This is a genomic window from Sphingobacterium haloxyli (genome assembly GCF_002980525.1).
Taxonomy (GTDB): domain Bacteria; phylum Bacteroidota; class Bacteroidia; order Sphingobacteriales; family Sphingobacteriaceae; genus Sphingobacterium; species Sphingobacterium haloxyli.
Genome location: NZ_PVBQ01000007.1, coordinates 40,148 through 58,372, shown reverse-complemented (window position 1 = coordinate 58,372; position 18,225 = coordinate 40,148). Strand labels below are relative to the sequence as shown.

General features: G+C 45.6%; 9 protein-coding genes. 3 read left to right on the top strand and 6 right to left on the bottom strand.

Going from position 1 to position 18,225, the window contains the following annotated elements; translation table 11 throughout:
- Positions 1-26 precede the first annotated feature (26 nt).
- The 6 genes from C5745_RS10540 to C5745_RS10515 form a co-directional block, all read right to left on the bottom strand.
- Complete coding sequence (locus C5745_RS10540; protein ID WP_207795778.1) at positions 27-1,946, bottom strand: heparinase II/III domain-containing protein; 1,920 nt, start codon at positions 1,944-1,946, stop codon at positions 27-29.
- Positions 1,937-3,640 carry a RagB/SusD family nutrient uptake outer membrane protein gene (locus C5745_RS10535; RefSeq protein WP_105716972.1) on the bottom strand — a complete coding sequence of 568 codons (1,704 nt, stop codon included), beginning with the start codon at positions 3,638-3,640 and terminating at the stop codon, positions 1,937-1,939. Before C5745_RS10535 ends, C5745_RS10540 begins: the two co-directional genes overlap by 10 nt.
- 10 nt (positions 3,641-3,650) lie before the next feature.
- Positions 3,651-7,142, bottom strand: coding sequence for a SusC/RagA family TonB-linked outer membrane protein (locus tag C5745_RS10530; RefSeq protein WP_105716971.1), 3,492 nt, complete (start codon positions 7,140-7,142; stop codon positions 3,651-3,653).
- A 139-nt stretch (positions 7,143-7,281) separates the two neighbouring features.
- Positions 7,282-8,454 (bottom strand): FecR family protein, encoded by a 1,173-nt coding sequence (locus C5745_RS10525; protein WP_105716970.1) that lies wholly within the window; start codon positions 8,452-8,454, stop codon positions 7,282-7,284.
- A gap of 78 nt (positions 8,455-8,532) precedes the next feature.
- Positions 8,533-9,135 carry an RNA polymerase sigma factor gene (locus C5745_RS10520; protein WP_105716969.1) on the bottom strand — a complete coding sequence of 201 codons (603 nt, stop codon included), beginning with the start codon at positions 9,133-9,135 and terminating at the stop codon, positions 8,533-8,535.
- A 21-nt stretch (positions 9,136-9,156) separates the two neighbouring features.
- The gene (locus C5745_RS10515; protein WP_105716968.1) at positions 9,157-10,365 is read right to left on the bottom strand and encodes an FN3 domain-containing metallophosphoesterase family protein; all 1,209 of its coding nucleotides are present in this window, start codon (positions 10,363-10,365) and stop codon (positions 9,157-9,159) included.
- A 204-nt stretch (positions 10,366-10,569) separates the two neighbouring features.
- Between C5745_RS10515 and C5745_RS10510 the strand changes: the two genes are divergently transcribed.
- The 3 genes from C5745_RS10510 to C5745_RS10500 are packed head-to-tail and all read left to right on the top strand — an operon-like array spanning position 10,570 to position 17,979.
- Positions 10,570-10,998, top strand: coding sequence for a hypothetical protein (locus C5745_RS10510; protein ID WP_133166339.1), 429 nt, complete (start codon positions 10,570-10,572; stop codon positions 10,996-10,998).
- A gap of 16 nt (positions 10,999-11,014) precedes the next feature.
- Positions 11,015-17,119, top strand: a complete 6,105-nt coding sequence (locus C5745_RS10505) for an RHS repeat-associated core domain-containing protein (protein ID WP_105716966.1) — start codon at positions 11,015-11,017, stop codon at positions 17,117-17,119.
- Positions 17,116-17,979, top strand: coding sequence for a leucine-rich repeat domain-containing protein (locus tag C5745_RS10500; RefSeq protein WP_105716965.1), 864 nt, complete (start codon positions 17,116-17,118; stop codon positions 17,977-17,979). Before C5745_RS10505 ends, C5745_RS10500 begins: the two co-directional genes overlap by 4 nt.
- The last annotated feature ends 246 nt before the right edge of the window (positions 17,980-18,225 follow it).

The window sequence follows — 18,225 nt, the reverse complement described above, 5'->3', positions numbered from 1 at the left end:
TATGGTATTATATCAATGATCGTTATTTAATTTATAGTAAAGGTATAAATGCCCTTCTGTTGTATGTTTTTCGCTTTTAAGTTTATCCGATATAGGTATGAACCCCATATGTTGCCGAGACGTGGATCATCCTGTTCTATCGTATCAATGGAAGCGTCAAACGCATTAATATCAAAAACCAACGAATGCTGTCCGGCACCTAAAGATATTACTCCTTTTGAAATCACCGGCTTTTCCGCCACCATGAAATGAATGACATTGGCCGTATTCGCTTGTGGCAGATCGAAATCATCATAAATCACCAACTGACCATTTTTCAGCTTATAGGAACGGAACCATTTATTGACCTGTGCTTCCGCCGGATATGCTCCCGCGATATCCAATTTGAAAACACCCTTTTTCGGATCAAACGATACATCCCTTGATTTATAAGAGGCGCCGAAACGCTGATCATAACCATTAATCTGTGGAAGGTTATGATAGCCGCTCTGCATTGTCCAGATATCGTAACGTTCCTTACTGAAGGTCTTCTTAGTATACGTTCCTACACCCGCATCAATAAACAGGGGTTTCCCATCTTTGTACAAAATAAAACTACCAATATCGTTGTGGTTATGGCTTTCGTTATTGTATCCACCTTTCGCTGCGAAAAAAGTATCCGCATCTTTAAGGTAGAGAAACTCCGTCTCAGGGTACCATTTATACTTATTTTGAGGAAGTTGGGCCTGTTGTTTTTGAAGAGCCGGATAACACACAAAGTTCTCCAGCGTGCGGAAAACATCTCTTCCCTGTACCATATTAGAAAACGACGATTGCTGCTCCGTGAGGTATTTTGCAAACTGCATCATTTCCATACTATGCACGTCTTCGCCATATCGAAAAATCAATAGCGGATCTCCTCCACCTTTGGCTGACGCATCAGCGAAATTGACAACCCAACGGTCTCCCCCGATATATGATTGGGAAATATACTCCCCCATGTCTTTTATCATGGGATGTTCAAATACGGAAACTTTATTCTCTGTAGCGTACGCTAACAATTTAAGGTAATCATAAAGTTTACCGGCGGCGTGCCCCCAATAGGAAGGACCTTCTTCACAGGCGCCGTCAGCCTTCACATAATTGATAAATTGATCCACGGAAGTCATTGTTTTGTAGACGCCCTGCAACTTTCTGTCAGCATCATCTTCGACTAACAAAAGTGCCGTTAACACATTGAAGTTACACCAGGGATTCCAGTTGTTCACGAGCTGATCCTCATCTATTTCCAATGCCTGCCACCACATATCATTCCGTGACAGATAAGGCTCTATTAACCGTTCCTGGATATGGAGCTTGATACGTTGACTGATAATGGGCGTAATCTTATCGAACTCGGGCTGCAGGAAATAGTATATCCACGACATAAACGAGCCTATATCACCGGTCATCAGATCAAAGACATGTGTTCCTTGTTGCGGAAGCGTCCTCTTGGATGATTGAAATGCGGGTAAGTGAGCCGACAACGACCAGGTACTGATTTCGGTCATGTACCACGAGCCGTTGATAATTTGGTCCAAGTAGCGCCCCTTCCCCTCCGCTAACTCCGCTATAACTAAACCCATGAGCGCTTTAAGATTGTCGTTGAGCGGCTTTTCCATAATCACACGAGAGCCAGATCGTTCATATTCCAGATAATCGGTTGCTTTTACGACCTGCCACTCGTAATTCAGGTACTTGTCCCCCTCTTTCAGGAGTTGCTCGTAAAAAGGGCCCACCAATTCATTCCATGCTGTGCGATCAGTGTAGTCGGGATAAGCCACCCAGTCATTACCTGCCGCGAGGTATTTCCGGACATCTTCGCTAGCATAACTGCTAGTCAGCAGGTTAATATCTTGGGCCTGAATAAAACTCAGACCCAAGATATTAATCCATAAGATTATAATACATTTTTTTATCATTTCCATTCGTCATTTTGATCCAAAGCCGGATTAATTTCAATCTCCTGCCCCGGAATCGGCCATATTCTATGTCTAGTTTGATACTGCCTAGTGACCAGATTGTCCCCGACAATACTTTTCTCAATAAAGCCATTGGATACTACGCCTAACTGTTCCCAACGCTTTAGATCGAAATAACGCCAACCTTCTCCAGCGAGTTCGATCTTACGTTCATGGCTGATACGCTGGCGCATCTGTTCTTTGCCAGCTACCGCAAGATACGGATTCCCACTATTTAATCCTGGCATTTCCGAACGTTCCCGCACTTTGTTCAGCTCGACAATGGCCTGTTCCAGTTGGTTGTTCTCATTGTATGCTTCCGCAAGCATCAGTAACACGTCTGCGTAGCGGATTAAAGGAAAATTAATGGGTACATGTTCTCTATTGGTGATGGCACCTTTCATGTTTCCCTCAGGAACGAATTTACGCCATACATATGTCATCCACCCTCTGTTGTTACGGATTTGCCCAAAGTTTTCGTTTACGCCAGTAGCCAAAATAAGTTGCATTTCGCGTTCCGCATTGGCATTCCACCCGACATAACGGGAATAAGGAACAATCAGCGTCTGCATCATACGCGGGTCTCTATTCCGGTATATATCCAGTAGTTTTGCCGTGTCCGGAACATGCGTCAGCACGCCATTATTATGCGTAGAAACCATCGCCTCCCGCTTTACCGTATTATCCTCATTGTAGTTTGGAAAGTGATCGTTCCAATTAAATGGAGAACCATCTTTATTTTCGTAACTATCGCCAAAACGAGTACTTGGCATGCTGTTGTTCCAGCAGCTACCGAAGGTGGAGCGGGTTCCCATATATAAAGCCATCGGCATACCGTAATCAAAACCTGTTCCGCCCATATTCTGGATAGCAAAAATCATCTCTGGCTGATTGTCACCCTCCATGGTGAACAGGGAAGCATAATCCTCAGATAAAGAATAACCATAGTTGTTACTTCTATTCCGTACAATTTCTTCGAAATCCGATATCGCCGCCCCCCAATTTTTATTATAAAGTTCTACTTTCCCACGAAGTGCGTAGGCTGCCCCTTTTGTTACTCTTCCCAGGTTCGCTGCATCGTAGGAGACTGGCAGGTTAGCAATCGCAAATTGCAAGTCGTTCCGAATAAACGTCGTGACATCGGCTACCGACGAACGTGGTTTATTCAGTTCGGCGTAGTCCCGATTGATATCCACGTTTTCATCGTAAAGCGGTAATGCTCCATATAGATTCGTCAATTGGAAATACACAAGTGCCCGTAGAAATCTAGCCTCTCCGATAAATACGCTTTTCGTTTCTTCTTCGAGTTCCATTTGTTGTATCTGTGCAATCGCATGATTACAACGTTGGACCAAATCATATCCCGACTTCCAGCGATTCACTACACCCCCTGAGCGGTCTGTAAACGTGCCTGCAATGATATCTCCAAAACCAACGTCATCGTATCCCATCCCCACATCAGTGAGATTATCGTAAGCAAACTGGAGCCCGAATACATTGTTCTTCTTTAGCGCATTATAACATCCCAACACCCCAGCAAGGGCATGTTCCTTTGTTTGCCAAAACGTGGTTGAATTGACCCTGTCATAAGGCGCTGTATCCAGCTTATAACAGGAACTAAATGTTAAACATCCTAATAACAATATTGAAAATTTCTTCATCTCTAAACGATTAAAAAGTAAGACTTAAGCCAAACACCGCTTGTTTCATGGTTGGGTATTGCGTACCGTCAACTTCTGGATCAAACCCCATGTAATCGGTGAATGTCCAGAAATTTTCAAGCGATCCGAATATGCGCACGTTTTGTACGGCAAAACGCTCGGATATGTTATTCGGCAACGTATAACCAAGTTGGATATTCTTCACGCGCATGAATGATTTATTCTGCAACCAAAAATCACTGTTGCGGCTATTCCGTGTATCGGTATAGGGAAGCAGTCGGGGATATTGCGCATCGGTTTTTCCCTCGATCCATCTACCGTCGGCAATATCTTGGTTGATCTGATAACCCCATCGTACGTTTGGTGTAAAATAATTATCAGTCCATATCACTTTGTTACCGGCGTTGCCTTGCAACAACATCGCGAAATCAAACCCTTTGTAGTCAAACCCCATGTTGATACCGTAAGTTATACGAGGAGCTGTCCCGTTTCCCACTGCAACGCGGTCTTCATCGTTAATCACGCCGTCACCGTTGGAATCCCGGTAGAGTAAATCTCCTTTTTGGGGTGTACCATACGCTGCGAAAGGATTAACAGGATTACCGGTATCCGGATTAATAGGCGCGTTGTCTATCATCTGTTGTACCAACTGCATATCCGCATCGGTCTGGAGGATTCGGTCTGCCAGTAGAATATATTGCGTATTGATAGGATAGCCCTCCTGGATAAGATTAGCTCCGGATATCGATCTATCTTCTCCTTTGAATTTCACTACTTTATTATCAATAAAGGTGAAATTTCCCCCGATATTGTAGCGGAAATCGTCACGGATAGTTCCCTTATAATTCATCGTAAGCTCTACGCCGACATTTCGAACTTTTGCGGCGTTCGTGCGCGGAATGCTCGCATCACCCACAACCAGCGGAGCAGGCAGGTCAATCAAGATGTTATTGGTCGTTTTATTAAATACATCTACTGATCCCGATAGTTTATAATCGAACAAGTCAAAATCTACCCCTCCATTCAAGATGTAGGTGTTTTCCCACGTCAAGAGTGCATTGCTTAGGCCGGTCTGCGCAAACCCGACAAAGAGCTGATTGTTTAACACATAATTTGCGGCATTATATAACGTGAGGTATTCGTAGTTATTAATATTGGCATCATACCTAAACCGCGTGTCAATCGTTCCATTATTACCCAGCGCACCGTACGAGGCTCTTACTTTGAAACTAGGCATCCAGCTTACGTTATAAAAATCCTCTGAGGACACTTTCCATCCCGCAGATACCGATGGGAATGTGCCCCAGCGGCTCTTGCCCGTCATAAACCGAGACGAGCCGTCTGTTCTCAGATTAGCTTCCAATAGGTATTTATCGTCCCAAGCCAAATTTATCCTACCGAAAAAGGAGCGCATAGCCCAGTCCGTCAAGTTGCCGGCAGCTGCAGCATCCATGGTCGCTGCATTTAATACAGAAAGACTAGGATCGATGAGATCGAGTTTTGAAGCCCTGAACCAACCATCTTTATAATATTCCTGGCTAGCGCCGACCATAATCTCGTAACCCAACCGGTCATTGGCTGTCTTGTTTTCATAGCGTGCGATACCGTCCATATAATACCGGTATGTTTTGACCGATTCGTTGGTAACCGAGGTGCGTCCTGTTCCGGCCGAAGCCACCGCGTTAGACAAAAAGTTCCAGCGGTCATTAAACATCGGTTGGAAGTAGATAAAGTCATCATCATAGGTATAGGTATATGACCCTTCGATAGACAAACCCGCTATCGGTTTTAGTTTTGCAAAAAAACGGGACACCAACCTGTTTTTATTAATATCGCCTTTTCGGCCGTACAAACGATGCAACACGTTATTCGCCTGCGGATCGTCTTCTGGATTATTAACCGAACCGAAACGTCCATCAGGCGCACGCAGCACCATACCGGGTGTACTTGCGCCAGCATAGGTGAATACATCCCCAATAACATCCGTCCCGATATCCGTTTTCGAGACGACCCCATTAACGTTCGCACCAAGTGTTAGCCAAGGTTTAACATCTGCCTCTAAATTGATCCGTCCGCTATGTCTTTTATATGTTGCCTGTTCGATCACGCCCGGATTATCCAAGAGTCCATACGAACCAAAGAATTTTATCTTTTCACTTCCACCGCTAAAAGCCAAGTTGTGATTTTGGCTAAGTTTACGTTGGAACACTTCGTCGACCCAATCTGTATTCGGATACTTCAACGGATCTTGCCCTTCGTTTGCACGCCACAAATCAATCATGCCCTGTGAAAAAATAGGGTTTGCATTCGGATCGCCGTTTTTGTATCCTTCATTTATCAATTCCATGTAGTTGGCATAATTTGATACCGTGTTAATCGTATTAGATGGCTGTTGTGTCGAAAAATAGTTGTTATACACCACGCGGAACTGATCGGTCTTACCTCGTTTTGTCGTAATCAGGATGACACCATTTGCAGCACGTGATCCATAGATCGACGCAGATGCCGCATCTTTTAATACGGATATACTTTCTACATCTTGGGGATTGATCAGGTTCATGTCGCCAACCACCCCGTCAATAACCACCAGCGGATTGGCGTTATTCAGCGTTCCCTGCCCACGAACCCGTAGCGTACCGCCATCATTCCCGGGTCTGCCGGATCCCTGATTTACATATAGACCGGGAGCTTGACCCGCCAATCCTGCCGAAAGCGAGGTTATCGGACGGCTATCGACCACGTCCGACATGTTTACGGAAGCCACGGATCCAGTTAAGTTTTCTTTTCGCTGCGTACCAAAACCTACAACGACTACTTCATCGAGGTCACTGACAGCAGCTTTCAACGTAATCCGGACACCGCCACGGCTACCCACTATTTCGTCGTGTGGCTCGTACCCCACCAACGAAAAGTGTAACGTGACCTGTGCAGCTGACGTTCTCAGTTCAAATTCCCCCTCACCACTCGTCGATGTTGCATTCGAGGTACCTTTCTCTGCGACAGTAACGCCCGACAACGGTACACCTTCTTCATTTACTACAGTCCCTGTAATGACGCGTTGTTCCGATTCTGTCATCGTGCTACCCGTGCTTTGTCTTGCCGTTGTAAGCGATTTGCCCTTCTTCTTATTGCTAATGAGAATCGTTTTATCATCAATAGTATAGTTTAGTGGTAAATCTTTTAATACTACGTCTAGGAACCGGTTCAGTTGTGCATGCTGCACATTGACATGTATAGGTTCAATCGCTTTCAACTCGTTATAGTTGTAAAGCACAACGTAATTGGTTTTTTCTTCGATAAGCTTAAACACGTTTTCTAACTTAATCGATTTCGCTTTTAGCGAGAGCGTCTGAGAAAACGTTTCTGCGTGTAGCGATAAGCTACTCATTAAAAACAACGGAACGACCCGGCAGAGTACGACCAATCTCCGGCGTAAATCTGATAGCAGTCTCTTTCGGTTTGCAACAACCAAGCATGCTCCACTCTTTTGTTTATTCATCATAGTATACTGAATAAGGTTTATAGTTAATATAATAGCTCTTTTAGAATATATTCTCTTTTATGGGTAGTTTTTCGGTATTATATGAATAAGATTAAGGTGGACGGCGGGCTATCTTTATCATGACATCATTTTTTAAGGTTTATTTATTGTTTGCGGTTACGATCAATTTTCGGTCAGGGGTCACTTCACCATGAATATTAAAATTTGCTTCGAGAAAATCCAAAAACGTCGACAGCCGCACCCCTCTACTCATTTTACCCCCTAGCAGGACGGACGGAACTTTTTCCTTATAGACAATATCTAATTGGTACCACCTTGCGATAACGCGCATACATTCTTCCACGTCCATTCCATGGAAATCGAATATACCGTCTTTCCAAGCGACAATACTGGCTGCATTGACGTCGCGTGTCGTTATTTTTTTTTCATTGTTATCCAGAATCGCTTGTTGATTGGGCTTTAACACCAACTTTTGATCGCCGTTGGCTACCGCTAACGATCCCCGTTGAAGCGTCGTTTTGACGACAGGTTCTTCGGCATATGCACTGATGTTAAAAGCTGTTCCGAGCACTTCTACATGCTGTCCGTTAATTTCCACGGTAAAGGGGAGATCGCGGTTTTTCGTCACGTCAAAATAAGCTTCTCCCTCCAAGCGTAAAGCACGGTTATCTGTCCCGAATCCGGTATTGTAAGTCAATACACTTCCGGCATTTAGCCATACCTGTGAACCGTCTGCTAATATAAGTTGGTATTGTCCGCCCAGTGGTGTTTTTACTTGAACAGATTGTTGAATGCCGGTAGTTGTTAATAATTGTCCATCGCCATAAAAAAGGCTATCTGAACCCAATGTCAGCTCGCCTTGATTACTATCCAGCTCGAAATCTTGTCCGTTGACCGTAACCGTAGCCTTATTGCCTCCGGGCATAATGGTCGAAGCGATACCGTGATCTGTTTCGAGAAATACGTTTTGACGCTGTTGCCATAGGAAAGTAATAGCAAATACAATAGTCAACATGGCTGCTATACCTATAGCTAGATACATCTGGCGCCACTTTCTTTGCGACAACGGCGGTTGCACCGGAGCTATTTTAGCTAAAATTGTTCCTTGAAGGAGTTCTACACGTTCGTGTATAAAATCATGATCTTCGTGGGTGCTTTTTTCATCCAGAATGGCACGTATTGCTTTATTCAGCTGTTTCTCGTCTACCTGTTCCAACAGCACAAACAGTTCTTCCAACGCTGATTTTTCCAGTCGGTCGTTTATAAAAGCACGTAAAAGCGCATAGGTTCTATCATTCTTGTCCAAAGCCATCGATCGTGAGGTTTATCGCTTGTTTATATTCCTATACGAACGGCGGAACGAAATACACTATTGGGTATTCAATTTTTTTTAAAAAGCCAACACAGTAATAAAAACAAGATTGATGATATAGTCTTCACGGTAGTTTCTTACGATATACGCTTTGATATCCTTCATGGCGGACACCAATTGATTGCTCACCGTAGAGACAGAAATTCCCATCATCTCCGCTACCTCCTTATAACTTTTGTCCTCGAACTTACATTGGATCAGAATTTCTCTTCTTTTTGGAGAAAGGCTCTGAATAGCTTCCTGCACCATACGTGTTTTCTCTTTGTTAAACAGATGTTCCTCCGTAGATACACAAAAGCTAATAGAAGCTGCCCAAAGTTCCAGTTGCAACGCTTTGTCACGGCCAATCTTTCGGAACAAGTCAATCGCCATATTATCGACCATACGGTAAATAAAGGCTTTAAAACCTTTATCTGGTATAATTTCTTTCCGCTTGTTCCATAGCTTTAAAAATACATCCTGCAAAATCTCTTCAACGCTTTCGGGATTCTTTAGCAACCGCAACAGTCGTTGGTATAGCACTGGCGCATATTTGCTATATAATTGGTTAAATGCTGCACTACTGTCTTGCTTCATTTCTTCCAAAAGCTTAGCCTCATCGAAATATGCTTCTTCCTTCATATTGCCGCGCAGTAAAACCCGCTATCTTGCTTTCACGGTATATTCTCCCACTTTCTCCCCGTCGTCTCGAATCATGTCTAGATGCAGCTGTTGAGTATTAGCCGCAACATGCATGATTGTTCTGCTACCGTCTTTTGAGCCACCACCTATAACGATAGGGTAGGTATGATTGCTATCGGGCGGATGTACACCGTATCGATGTGTGTGGCCAGCTATTACTAGATCAACATTATTCGCTTCAAAGATCGGCGAAAACAACTTTTGACAATGCATCGGTCCGTGCCAGTCGCCACTATGGTGCGGAGGAATATGCATCAGGACTACCCTGTATTTTGCTTTTTTATAAGCTTTTGTTTCTACTACTTCTGCTAACCATTTTGCCTGACGTTCGCGCACCCCGTCAAAATCAACAATCCCTGCATAAACCGGATGGTCGTCGGGCTTATCTTCGCCTGTATCTAATACGACCCAAAAGATAGGACCTTGTTCAAAACTGAAATGGTACTTATCGTCAGGAAGCGCAAAATAGTTTTTGAATTCACGGCGAAACTTACCGCGCGTCTCGTGGTTACCGCGTATCATCAAAAACGGCTTTTGGCTGGCAAAGATGTTAGTACATGGCAATAAGAGATGGTCTACAATCTGCTGTTCGTCTGTCTGATAATGAAACGTATCGCCATTCAACGCGACAAATTCATACGGTCTGTCTTTTACCAAAGAAAGCAATTTACCAAAAGCTTCCGGACTGTCGTGTATATCGTTCAGCACAACGCAAGAAGCCTCCTGCGCATCGGTAGCGGGTGTATTAAACGTAAACCATGCAGTCCGTACCTCTTCTCCGTATTCCAACTTATAGGGTTCAAACAACGTGATAGGTTTCGAACAGACCCTATAGCGATAGGTTCTGCCCGGTTGCAGACCCGAGATGTAAATTTTATTCAGCTTTACGTATGCGTCATACAAGCCATCCTCTTCCATATGGGCCTTTTGCACCGCACCATTTTGCCCTTCGTACTCTATCCAACTGTACGACTTTACTGCGGTGATAAACATGACATATACAGACGTCGCGGTGAGGTTCTGCAAATAAGGCGGAACGGTAAGGCTATCGGCCCTAGCGGATTCCTGCCTACGATTTGCAATGGCGAAAACCGGTGTTGCAATATTCGTTGTAAAAGCCCCTACAGAAAGTAGGGAAGCTTGTTTTAGAAAATTTCTTCTGTTGTTCATATTATGGTTCGTCAAGGTTTTCACATAACGAGATGAAAATCAATATTACATATTATAAACGAAGGCTACAAAAAGAAGTTTTAAGCAATCGATTGCTTAAAAACAAGCACAAATCAGCCAATGTCAGCGAGACAAATTTTGTTTTGTCTGATTTGTGCTATAATCTATACCGAACTTCGGTACATAGATCAAAAATCGTATACTATGAAGCTACTATCCATTATCCTTATCACACTAGCGGGCAACTTCTACGGGGCCTGCGCGCAGCAATTGTCCTACGGCTACGACGTCGCAGGCAACCGGACCACCAGAACCATCGTAGTGGGTACTCAGGGATTTTCCGCTGATCGACAACAGGAGGTTTCGCAAACTTATAGGGATTCACTCGACGGGAAAGAGCTTGTCATCCGTATCGATAACAGCAATGCGACACTTGGCCTCTCTGCAAAAGAACACGATCGTTCATCCAAGCAAGAATACTCCCTTTTGGACGAGAAAGGTACATTAATCACCAAGAAAAAACTCTCCGGTAAGACCACATCAGTGAAACTGGATGATCTACCAAGTGGTGCTTACACCCTTCAGATCCATATAAACCACCGATCCTCCACATGGAACCTAGTTAAATTATAGACTAAACCTGCACGTTATGAAAGCGTTAATATCGATATTTCTCTTCCTGCTTCCAAGCACGGCTATGCTGTTTGCGCAGGAAAATACACAGGACACCATAAAAAGGAGTATCCCCGATCTTGAAAAATGGACGGAGGGGCAGATTGTCCAGTGGGAAGACTCTCTACAAAAAGCACTTTACCCCGAACCTACCATAGAATTTATACCGGAAGAGGGCGTACAGGCATTACAGGCCGCTCCGAAGGCCAAAGCCGCCCCCTTGGCATTCAACAATAACCATGTCCCCAATTCTTATCCTGTTGATACGATTAAAGATGTAGGTGAGATCCCAATGTCTTCATCCCCGACACCCACTGGGGCCAAGATGTACACTGTACCCATTGAAATTTCGCCCGGGAGGCAGGGCTTTCAGCCGCAACTTTCACTTGTGTATAATAGTCTGGGCGGAAACGGAACGATGGGCATGGGCTGGAGTATAGGCGGACTCTCGTCCATTACACGCTCTGTCCGCAGTAAGTACTACGATAGCCAGGCGCATGGCGTGAACCTCTCCAAAGCCGATGCTTTCGTACTGGACGGTATACGCCTGATCAAGCTTTCGGAAACATCAACCCAGATACGCTACGAGACAGAGCAGGGACTGATCAAGGTAACGGCTTTTTTAAGCGGCAGCGTTATCCAGTATTTTGAAGTCAGCTATCCGGACGGGAATAAAGCCGTTTTTGGAACTACCACCAATACTGTTAACCGGCTGAGCTATCCACTCACCAGCCTCACTGATCTTCGTGGAAATACGATTACTTACTCGTACGTTCTTTCAAACAACCACTACTATATAAACTCGATCACATATACAGGTGCGGAGATCAATTTTAGATATGCGACTACCCGGCCCGATCCGGTGGTGAATTATGAAGGCGGGCTGAAAGTGACGAACAGCAGGCTATTGCAAAAGATCGACTGCAAGTCGGGCGGTGGCATTTTCCGCTCATATGAACTCACCTACCAGACCCAGACGCGTCAGAATGTATCTACACTGACCCAAATCGGGAGTACGGCTTCCGGGAACTCTCTGAACCCCTTGCGGTTCTACTATGGTGAGGGTAATACAGCCACCGCATACACCAAAGCAGAAACACAGCTTCTGGAATGGTACAACTTTACCCAGCCGGGCGAATTGATCGTGAGCAAGGGCAAGTTCGACTACGGGACGGACGATGATGGCCTTATCTCACTTCCCAACAAAAACCCCTACTGGCAGCATTACCGTCATTCAACAGCATTTAGACGCTCACAAAACCGGTACGATAACCATTACAGTGGAACAGAGAAGATCTTTCTGTATGCGGGACTGAACAGCAGCTTCGCCTCACCGATGCCTAATCTGACGACAGAAACGGGCTTCACAGATATATTCTGCGCCAATATCGATGGGAAATACGAGGAAGAGGTCATCAAGGTCAATAATACTGTTTCTGGAAGCAACGATCGTCTGCAATTTAAGGTCTATTCGGTCAATCTCTATACCGGGCTAGCTCTCAAATACACCCGTGTATTCAATTTTCCGACCGTGCTGACCGATGCCGATGGCGGGAAGAGTATCCATCCGAAGTTGCACTTGACGGGTGATTTCAACGGCAATGGAAAAATAGAGGTGCTATCGGTGTCGAACCAGCACCCTTTTGGCTGGACCAATATAATCGGACGTTGCTATCTATTCGATCTCGAAACCGGCAGCAAGTTATATGATGGTGCACCGCTCGTTTTCTACAGAGAGTTCGTAGGCGTCCAGCAACCTGATCCGGTGGCGGCTGCACAGAATTCCGACCGGTTATTTGCTTTTGACTACGATGGCGATGGTAAAACTGACATATGTCTGATCACTAACACCGGCACTTATATATATACCTTCGATGTGAATGGCTCATCCTATTCTGTACGACATGTTGCCACTTATGCGGCATTGAAGAAATCGACCTTGGCCGGCAGGCAGCTGCTCCTTGGCGAATTCAACGGAGATGGAAAGCCCGATTTCCTGTTGACGCCCCAAACAAACGGATCGGACTGGGCCATCTACTACTCCATGGGCAACGGACAGTTTGAAAGAGTAGCCGTTTCGATAACAAATAAAGGCAGTACAGAGGAAATCTTGGTACAGGACGTGAACAGTGACGGACTGACCGATGTCATTAAAAAAACCGGATCATCGGGGTTTTTTACCTACCTGAACAAACCGGGGGTAGGCTTTTCAGTCGAAAACTATTCTTCATTTGTATATAGCGGTGCCGCGCTGGTTCCCACGAATATCAACAGCCGAAACTATTTCCACCAGCTGGTCGCGTTAAAGAACGGGAAGGTTACCCGGTTTTCTTTTCCCCGGAACGATACGAAAGAGAAGCAGCTCACCGGCGCAATCAACAGTTTTGGCGTGGTAGAGAAAAACTATTACCTGATGCTCAACGAGGCATACGACCATTACAGCATGGGCAGCGGAGCGGTATATCCGTTTGAAAACTTCAACGGGCCGTTCTCCGTGGTGGTGAACGACGAGCGGTATGTCAACGGGCAACGCGACGAACACCGGGGTTACTATTACGAAAACGCCGTTATCCATAAGGAAGGGCTTGGCTTCCGGGGTTTTGGTAGGATAACCACATCCGACTACCTCCGGGGACGTTCGTACCTACAGGAGTATGATCCCTATAACTTCGGTATCCTAAAAGTCGACGACTCGCCGGGAGGCAGGACGACAAACACCTGGTCGGTCAACGTACAGTCCAACAAAATTGCAAAGATAAGGCTGACCGGCAAGTCCGTCCTGAACAGACTGACCAACCAGACGGTAACCTCCACATACCTCCATGACACCTACGGTAACGTGACTAAGGCGACTGTGAACTATGGCGGTGGGCTTACCATGGTCACCGACCAGACGTATTACAATTCCAACTCGGGAAGCATTTACCTGATCGGCCAGCCGTTGGTCAAGACGGTCACCAACACGCGTGGCGGATCGTCCTGGATTGACAAGGAGACGTTCACATACAACACGGTGCGGCTCCCTGCGACCAGGCTTACACATACCGGAACTGCCGGCAACCAGAAGACCGGTGAGACCAGATGGACATACGACACTTATGGCAATGTGCTTTCTGAACTATCAGCACCCTACAATGTCACCGAGTTTTTAGGGGACACGTATACCTACGATGCCGCAGGACGGTATATCGCTACCGTAACCAACGCCTTGTCGCAGACGACGACTTATTCGAATTACGATCCTTACGGCAACCCGCGGACCGTCAGAAACTATAAGAACCAGGCTACGACCAGAACCTTTAACGTATGGGGCGGAGCAGCAACTGCGAGATATCCCGACGCGACGACCGACACAACAACGTTTGCCTGGGGAGGTGCCGGATTGTATGTCGTGAACAACAAGTCGACGGGAACACCTGCTACGGTGACTCAATACGATGCGCTGAACCGCGAGGTACGCACCGGTAACCAACGGTTTGACGGCCAGTGGCAATATACCGATACGGAATACGATACTTTTGGCCGTATCAACAGGACGTCGCTTCCTTTCCGGGGTGCATCGGCTGCGCATTGGAATACCTATGCGTATGATAATTACGACCGCCCTACAGTGATAACCGAAGCGTCGGGAAAAATGACGTCATGGAGTTACTCCGGTTTGAGCACCACCGAGACGAAAAACGGTATGGCTACTACCAGGACAACGGATGCTACAGGCGTTCTGGTAAGCGTAACCGACCCCGGCGGTACCATTACCTACCTGCCACGGCCGGACGGACAGCCGCTGTCAATCACCGCTCCGGGTGCTGTAACGACTTCATTTGAGTACGATGCCTTTGGGAGGCAGACAAAGTTGATCGATCCGAGTGCCGGACAACAGACATTCGCCTATGCCTATACGGCTGCTGGCGTACTGACTCAGACAGAAACAAATCCAAAGGGAAAAAATATATCTGTTTTTGATAAATATGGCCGCATCACCAGCCTGCAGCGTCATGGAGAATTTAACACAACATATACATATAATACCAACGGACAGTTAGCCAACGAGACCTCAACAAACGGTACATCGAAAACGTACACCTATGACACCTACGACCGGATCTTGACCGAAAGAGATACCGTTCCTGATAACAAATGGCTGCAAAAAAGATATACATATAGTGGCGGCAATGTATCTTCTATACAATACGTCGCGCAGAGCGGTACGATCGGCACGGAAAACTTTACATACGTCAACGGGCATAATACAGAGATAAAGCTAGGCTCGACGTCGGTCTGGAAACTGACCGAGGAGAATGCTTTAGGTCAGTTCACCAAAGGCATTACGGGTACTATGGAGCGCACCTACAGCTATACGACGTACGGGATGCCTACCGGCAGGACGGCGGGCAGTATACAGAGCTTTACCTACAGTTTTGACGCGCAGAAAGGTAACCTGTTGAGCAGGAAAGACAATAAGCACAACAAGACGGAGACGTTTGCCTATGACAACCTCAACCGCTTGACCAATGCTGCCGGTAAGGTGGTTACGTATGCTGCCAATGGTAATATTACGCGTATCCAGGGTGTCGGCACGATGAGCTATGGTAACACCGCAAAACCCTATCAGGTAACCATGCTCAGTCCGGAGGGAACGGCTGTTCCGCTACGCGAGCAGAGCGTGGAATACACCTCGTTCCAGCGCCCATCCAGTATTCAAGAGAACGGCGTGAGCGCCTCGTTCGTATATAATACAGACGGCGATAGGGTGAAGATGCACGTACTGAACGGTACCACACCCGTATTGACACGTTACTACATCGGCGGGCAATACGAGCTGGACGCAACGTCTAATATCGAAAGGCTGTATCTGGGGGGCGATGCCTATTCCGCTCCTGCTGTATATGTAAAGGAAGCCGGCAGCTGGAAAATTTATTATATTTGCAGGGACTACCTCGGTAGTATCACGCATATTGCGAATGCGGATGGTTCTTTGAAACAGGAGTTGAGCTATGACGCCTGGGGAAGGCTTAGGAATCCGGCTACGCAGGTGGCCTTTGCATCGGGAAGTGAACCGGCATTGTTCCTCGGTCGTGGCTACACGGGGCATGAACACCTAACCTGGTTTGGGCTGGTGAATATGAACGCCCGGCTGTACGACCCGGCACTCGGACGCTTCTTGAGCCCCGATCCTTATGTGCAGATGCCGGATTTCACCCAGAACTTCAACCGGTACAGTTATGCGCTGAACAATCCGCTGGTGTATGTGGACCCGGATGGGGAGTTTATCCATATCATCGTAGGGGCCATTATTGGAGGTGCAGTAAATTTGACCGTCAAGCTCGTTCAAGGAAAGGTTGATAATGTATGGGACGGTATAGCTGCGTTTGGTATTGGCGCCGGTGGTGGAGCGTTAACAGCAGCCACCGGAGGTGCTGCGCTGGCTGCTACGGGACTTTCTGCCACCAGCGTTCTAGGTGGAGCAATAACGGGAGTCACCGGCTTTGCTACGGGAGGCATCGTACAAAATGTCGGAAACCATGTTTACTTTGGTGATCCGTTGATGTCCGGTAAGGATTTTGCTATAGGTCTTGCGACAAGCGCCGTAGGAGGTGGGGTTATTGGAGGTGTCTCCAACAAGATATGGGGAAAAGGGACCAATTTTTGGACAGGAAAGCAAAACAGGCCATCCGTTTTTGTAGAGAATCCCGCCCAGACAAGCGTTCAAGGGCCCGATGGGAAAGTTCTTAAGTCTTCTGCACTTGATAGCAACCCTACCCCTAAAAATTCGGACTATGTCAGCAGTTCCCAAGGAGGAGGAGACGCCATTGAGGGTATATATGAGTTCAAAGCTGCTTCAGGTAAAACTTATATAGGACAATCAGAGAATATCCCAGCGAGACTTCAACAACATATTAAATCGGGTAAATTATTACCAAATACTGCGGTAAAGACCACCGAAATATTAGGGGGGAAAACGGCCAGAGAGATCGCCGAACAATTGAGAATTAATACATTAGGAGGAGTTAAAGTCCTGGAAAATGTGCGCAACCCTATCGGAGCGGCAAGACAATATTTACTATCTGAAATACCGAAATGATGGAAAAAAACAGAATTATATTCAACGAGGGGCTATTAGGAACAAAGGCGACTATAGAAGGCCCTTGGAAAAAAGAATATCTAGCGTTGTTGCTAGAAAAGAAAGTGCAGGAGTTGGAACTAAACGATGGAAAGGGATGGTATGGAGACAATGTACAGTTTCTTGAACAACTCCCGCATCTAAAATCGCTCATCATAATAGATTTAAATATTAAATCTATTGAACCTATCCACAGTCTCAACGGATTAACTAAGCTTGAAATAAATACGTACAGCAATGACCCTATAAATTTCACCGATTTCCCTCAACTTTTGGAATGTAGCTTCGAATGGATAGCGGGTTCAGAGACATTATTTGAATCATCGACCCTACAAAAATTGTTCATCAATGAATACACAAAGAAAGACAGTACCGTATTTTCCGGATTATTTAACCTGAAAGAATTATCCATCTTGAATAGTCCGATTGAAAATTTAGAAGGTTTATCCAAACTAAAGAGTTTGAACTATTTGAGGTTGGGGAATCTAAAAAACTTGAATTCTCTTCATGGGATTGGCAGTTTACAAGGAATAGAAGAGTTAGAAATTCAAAGATGTAAAGGAATTCTCGATGTATCCGAAGTGTTTAAATTAATTAAACTTAAACGATTGTTACTTATTGACCTAGGGGATATTACGAGTATCCACGGTATTGAGTACTTGACTGAGTTAAAAGACTTTCTATTTTATGAATCTACTAATATTTTGGACGGCGATTTATCTCCGCTAACACAACTAAAGAATCTAAAGACGGTTTCGTATCAAAATAGAAGACATTACTCCCACAAAAGAGAGGATTTTGGTGAACTGTATTTTGGATAGCAGCCAAAAAAATCACCCCTATATTGAAACTATTGCGGCTACCGATAACCTCATAAATGAGATACCGGTCAATGGCAAAAATGTGAGGTACTGAGTTTTACGCAACAGTTGGGGGAGGAAGGATAACGGGGAACGCGAAAACCTTTCCCGGATTGATCTCTTGACAGGGACTTGCGTGAGATTGTAACGAATACACTAGGTAAGACCAAAGTGGGACCAAGAATATATTAAGTAAGAATATATTGA

Bases quoted from the DNA above. Each gene is read 5' to 3' on its own strand.
- C5745_RS10530 (WP_105716971.1), bottom strand. From the start codon at position 7,142: ATGATGAATAAACAAAAGAGTGGAGCATGCTTGGTTGTTGCAAACCGA.
- C5745_RS10515 (WP_105716968.1), bottom strand. From the start codon at position 10,365: ATGAACAACAGAAGAAATTTTCTAAAACAAGCTTCCCTACTTTCTGTA.
- C5745_RS10520 (WP_105716969.1), bottom strand. From the start codon at position 9,135: ATGAAGGAAGAAGCATATTTCGATGAGGCTAAGCTTTTGGAAGAAATG.
- C5745_RS10540 (WP_207795778.1), bottom strand. From the start codon at position 1,946: ATGGAAATGATAAAAAAATGTATTATAATCTTATGGATTAATATCTTG.
- C5745_RS10525 (WP_105716970.1), bottom strand. From the start codon at position 8,454: ATGGCTTTGGACAAGAATGATAGAACCTATGCGCTTTTACGTGCTTTT.
- C5745_RS10500 (WP_105716965.1), top strand. From the start codon at position 17,116: ATGATGGAAAAAAACAGAATTATATTCAACGAGGGGCTATTAGGAACA.
- C5745_RS10505 (WP_105716966.1), top strand. From the start codon at position 11,015: ATGAAAGCGTTAATATCGATATTTCTCTTCCTGCTTCCAAGCACGGCT.
- C5745_RS10510 (WP_133166339.1), top strand. From the start codon at position 10,570: ATGAAGCTACTATCCATTATCCTTATCACACTAGCGGGCAACTTCTAC.
- C5745_RS10535 (WP_105716972.1), bottom strand. From the start codon at position 3,640: ATGAAGAAATTTTCAATATTGTTATTAGGATGTTTAACATTTAGTTCC.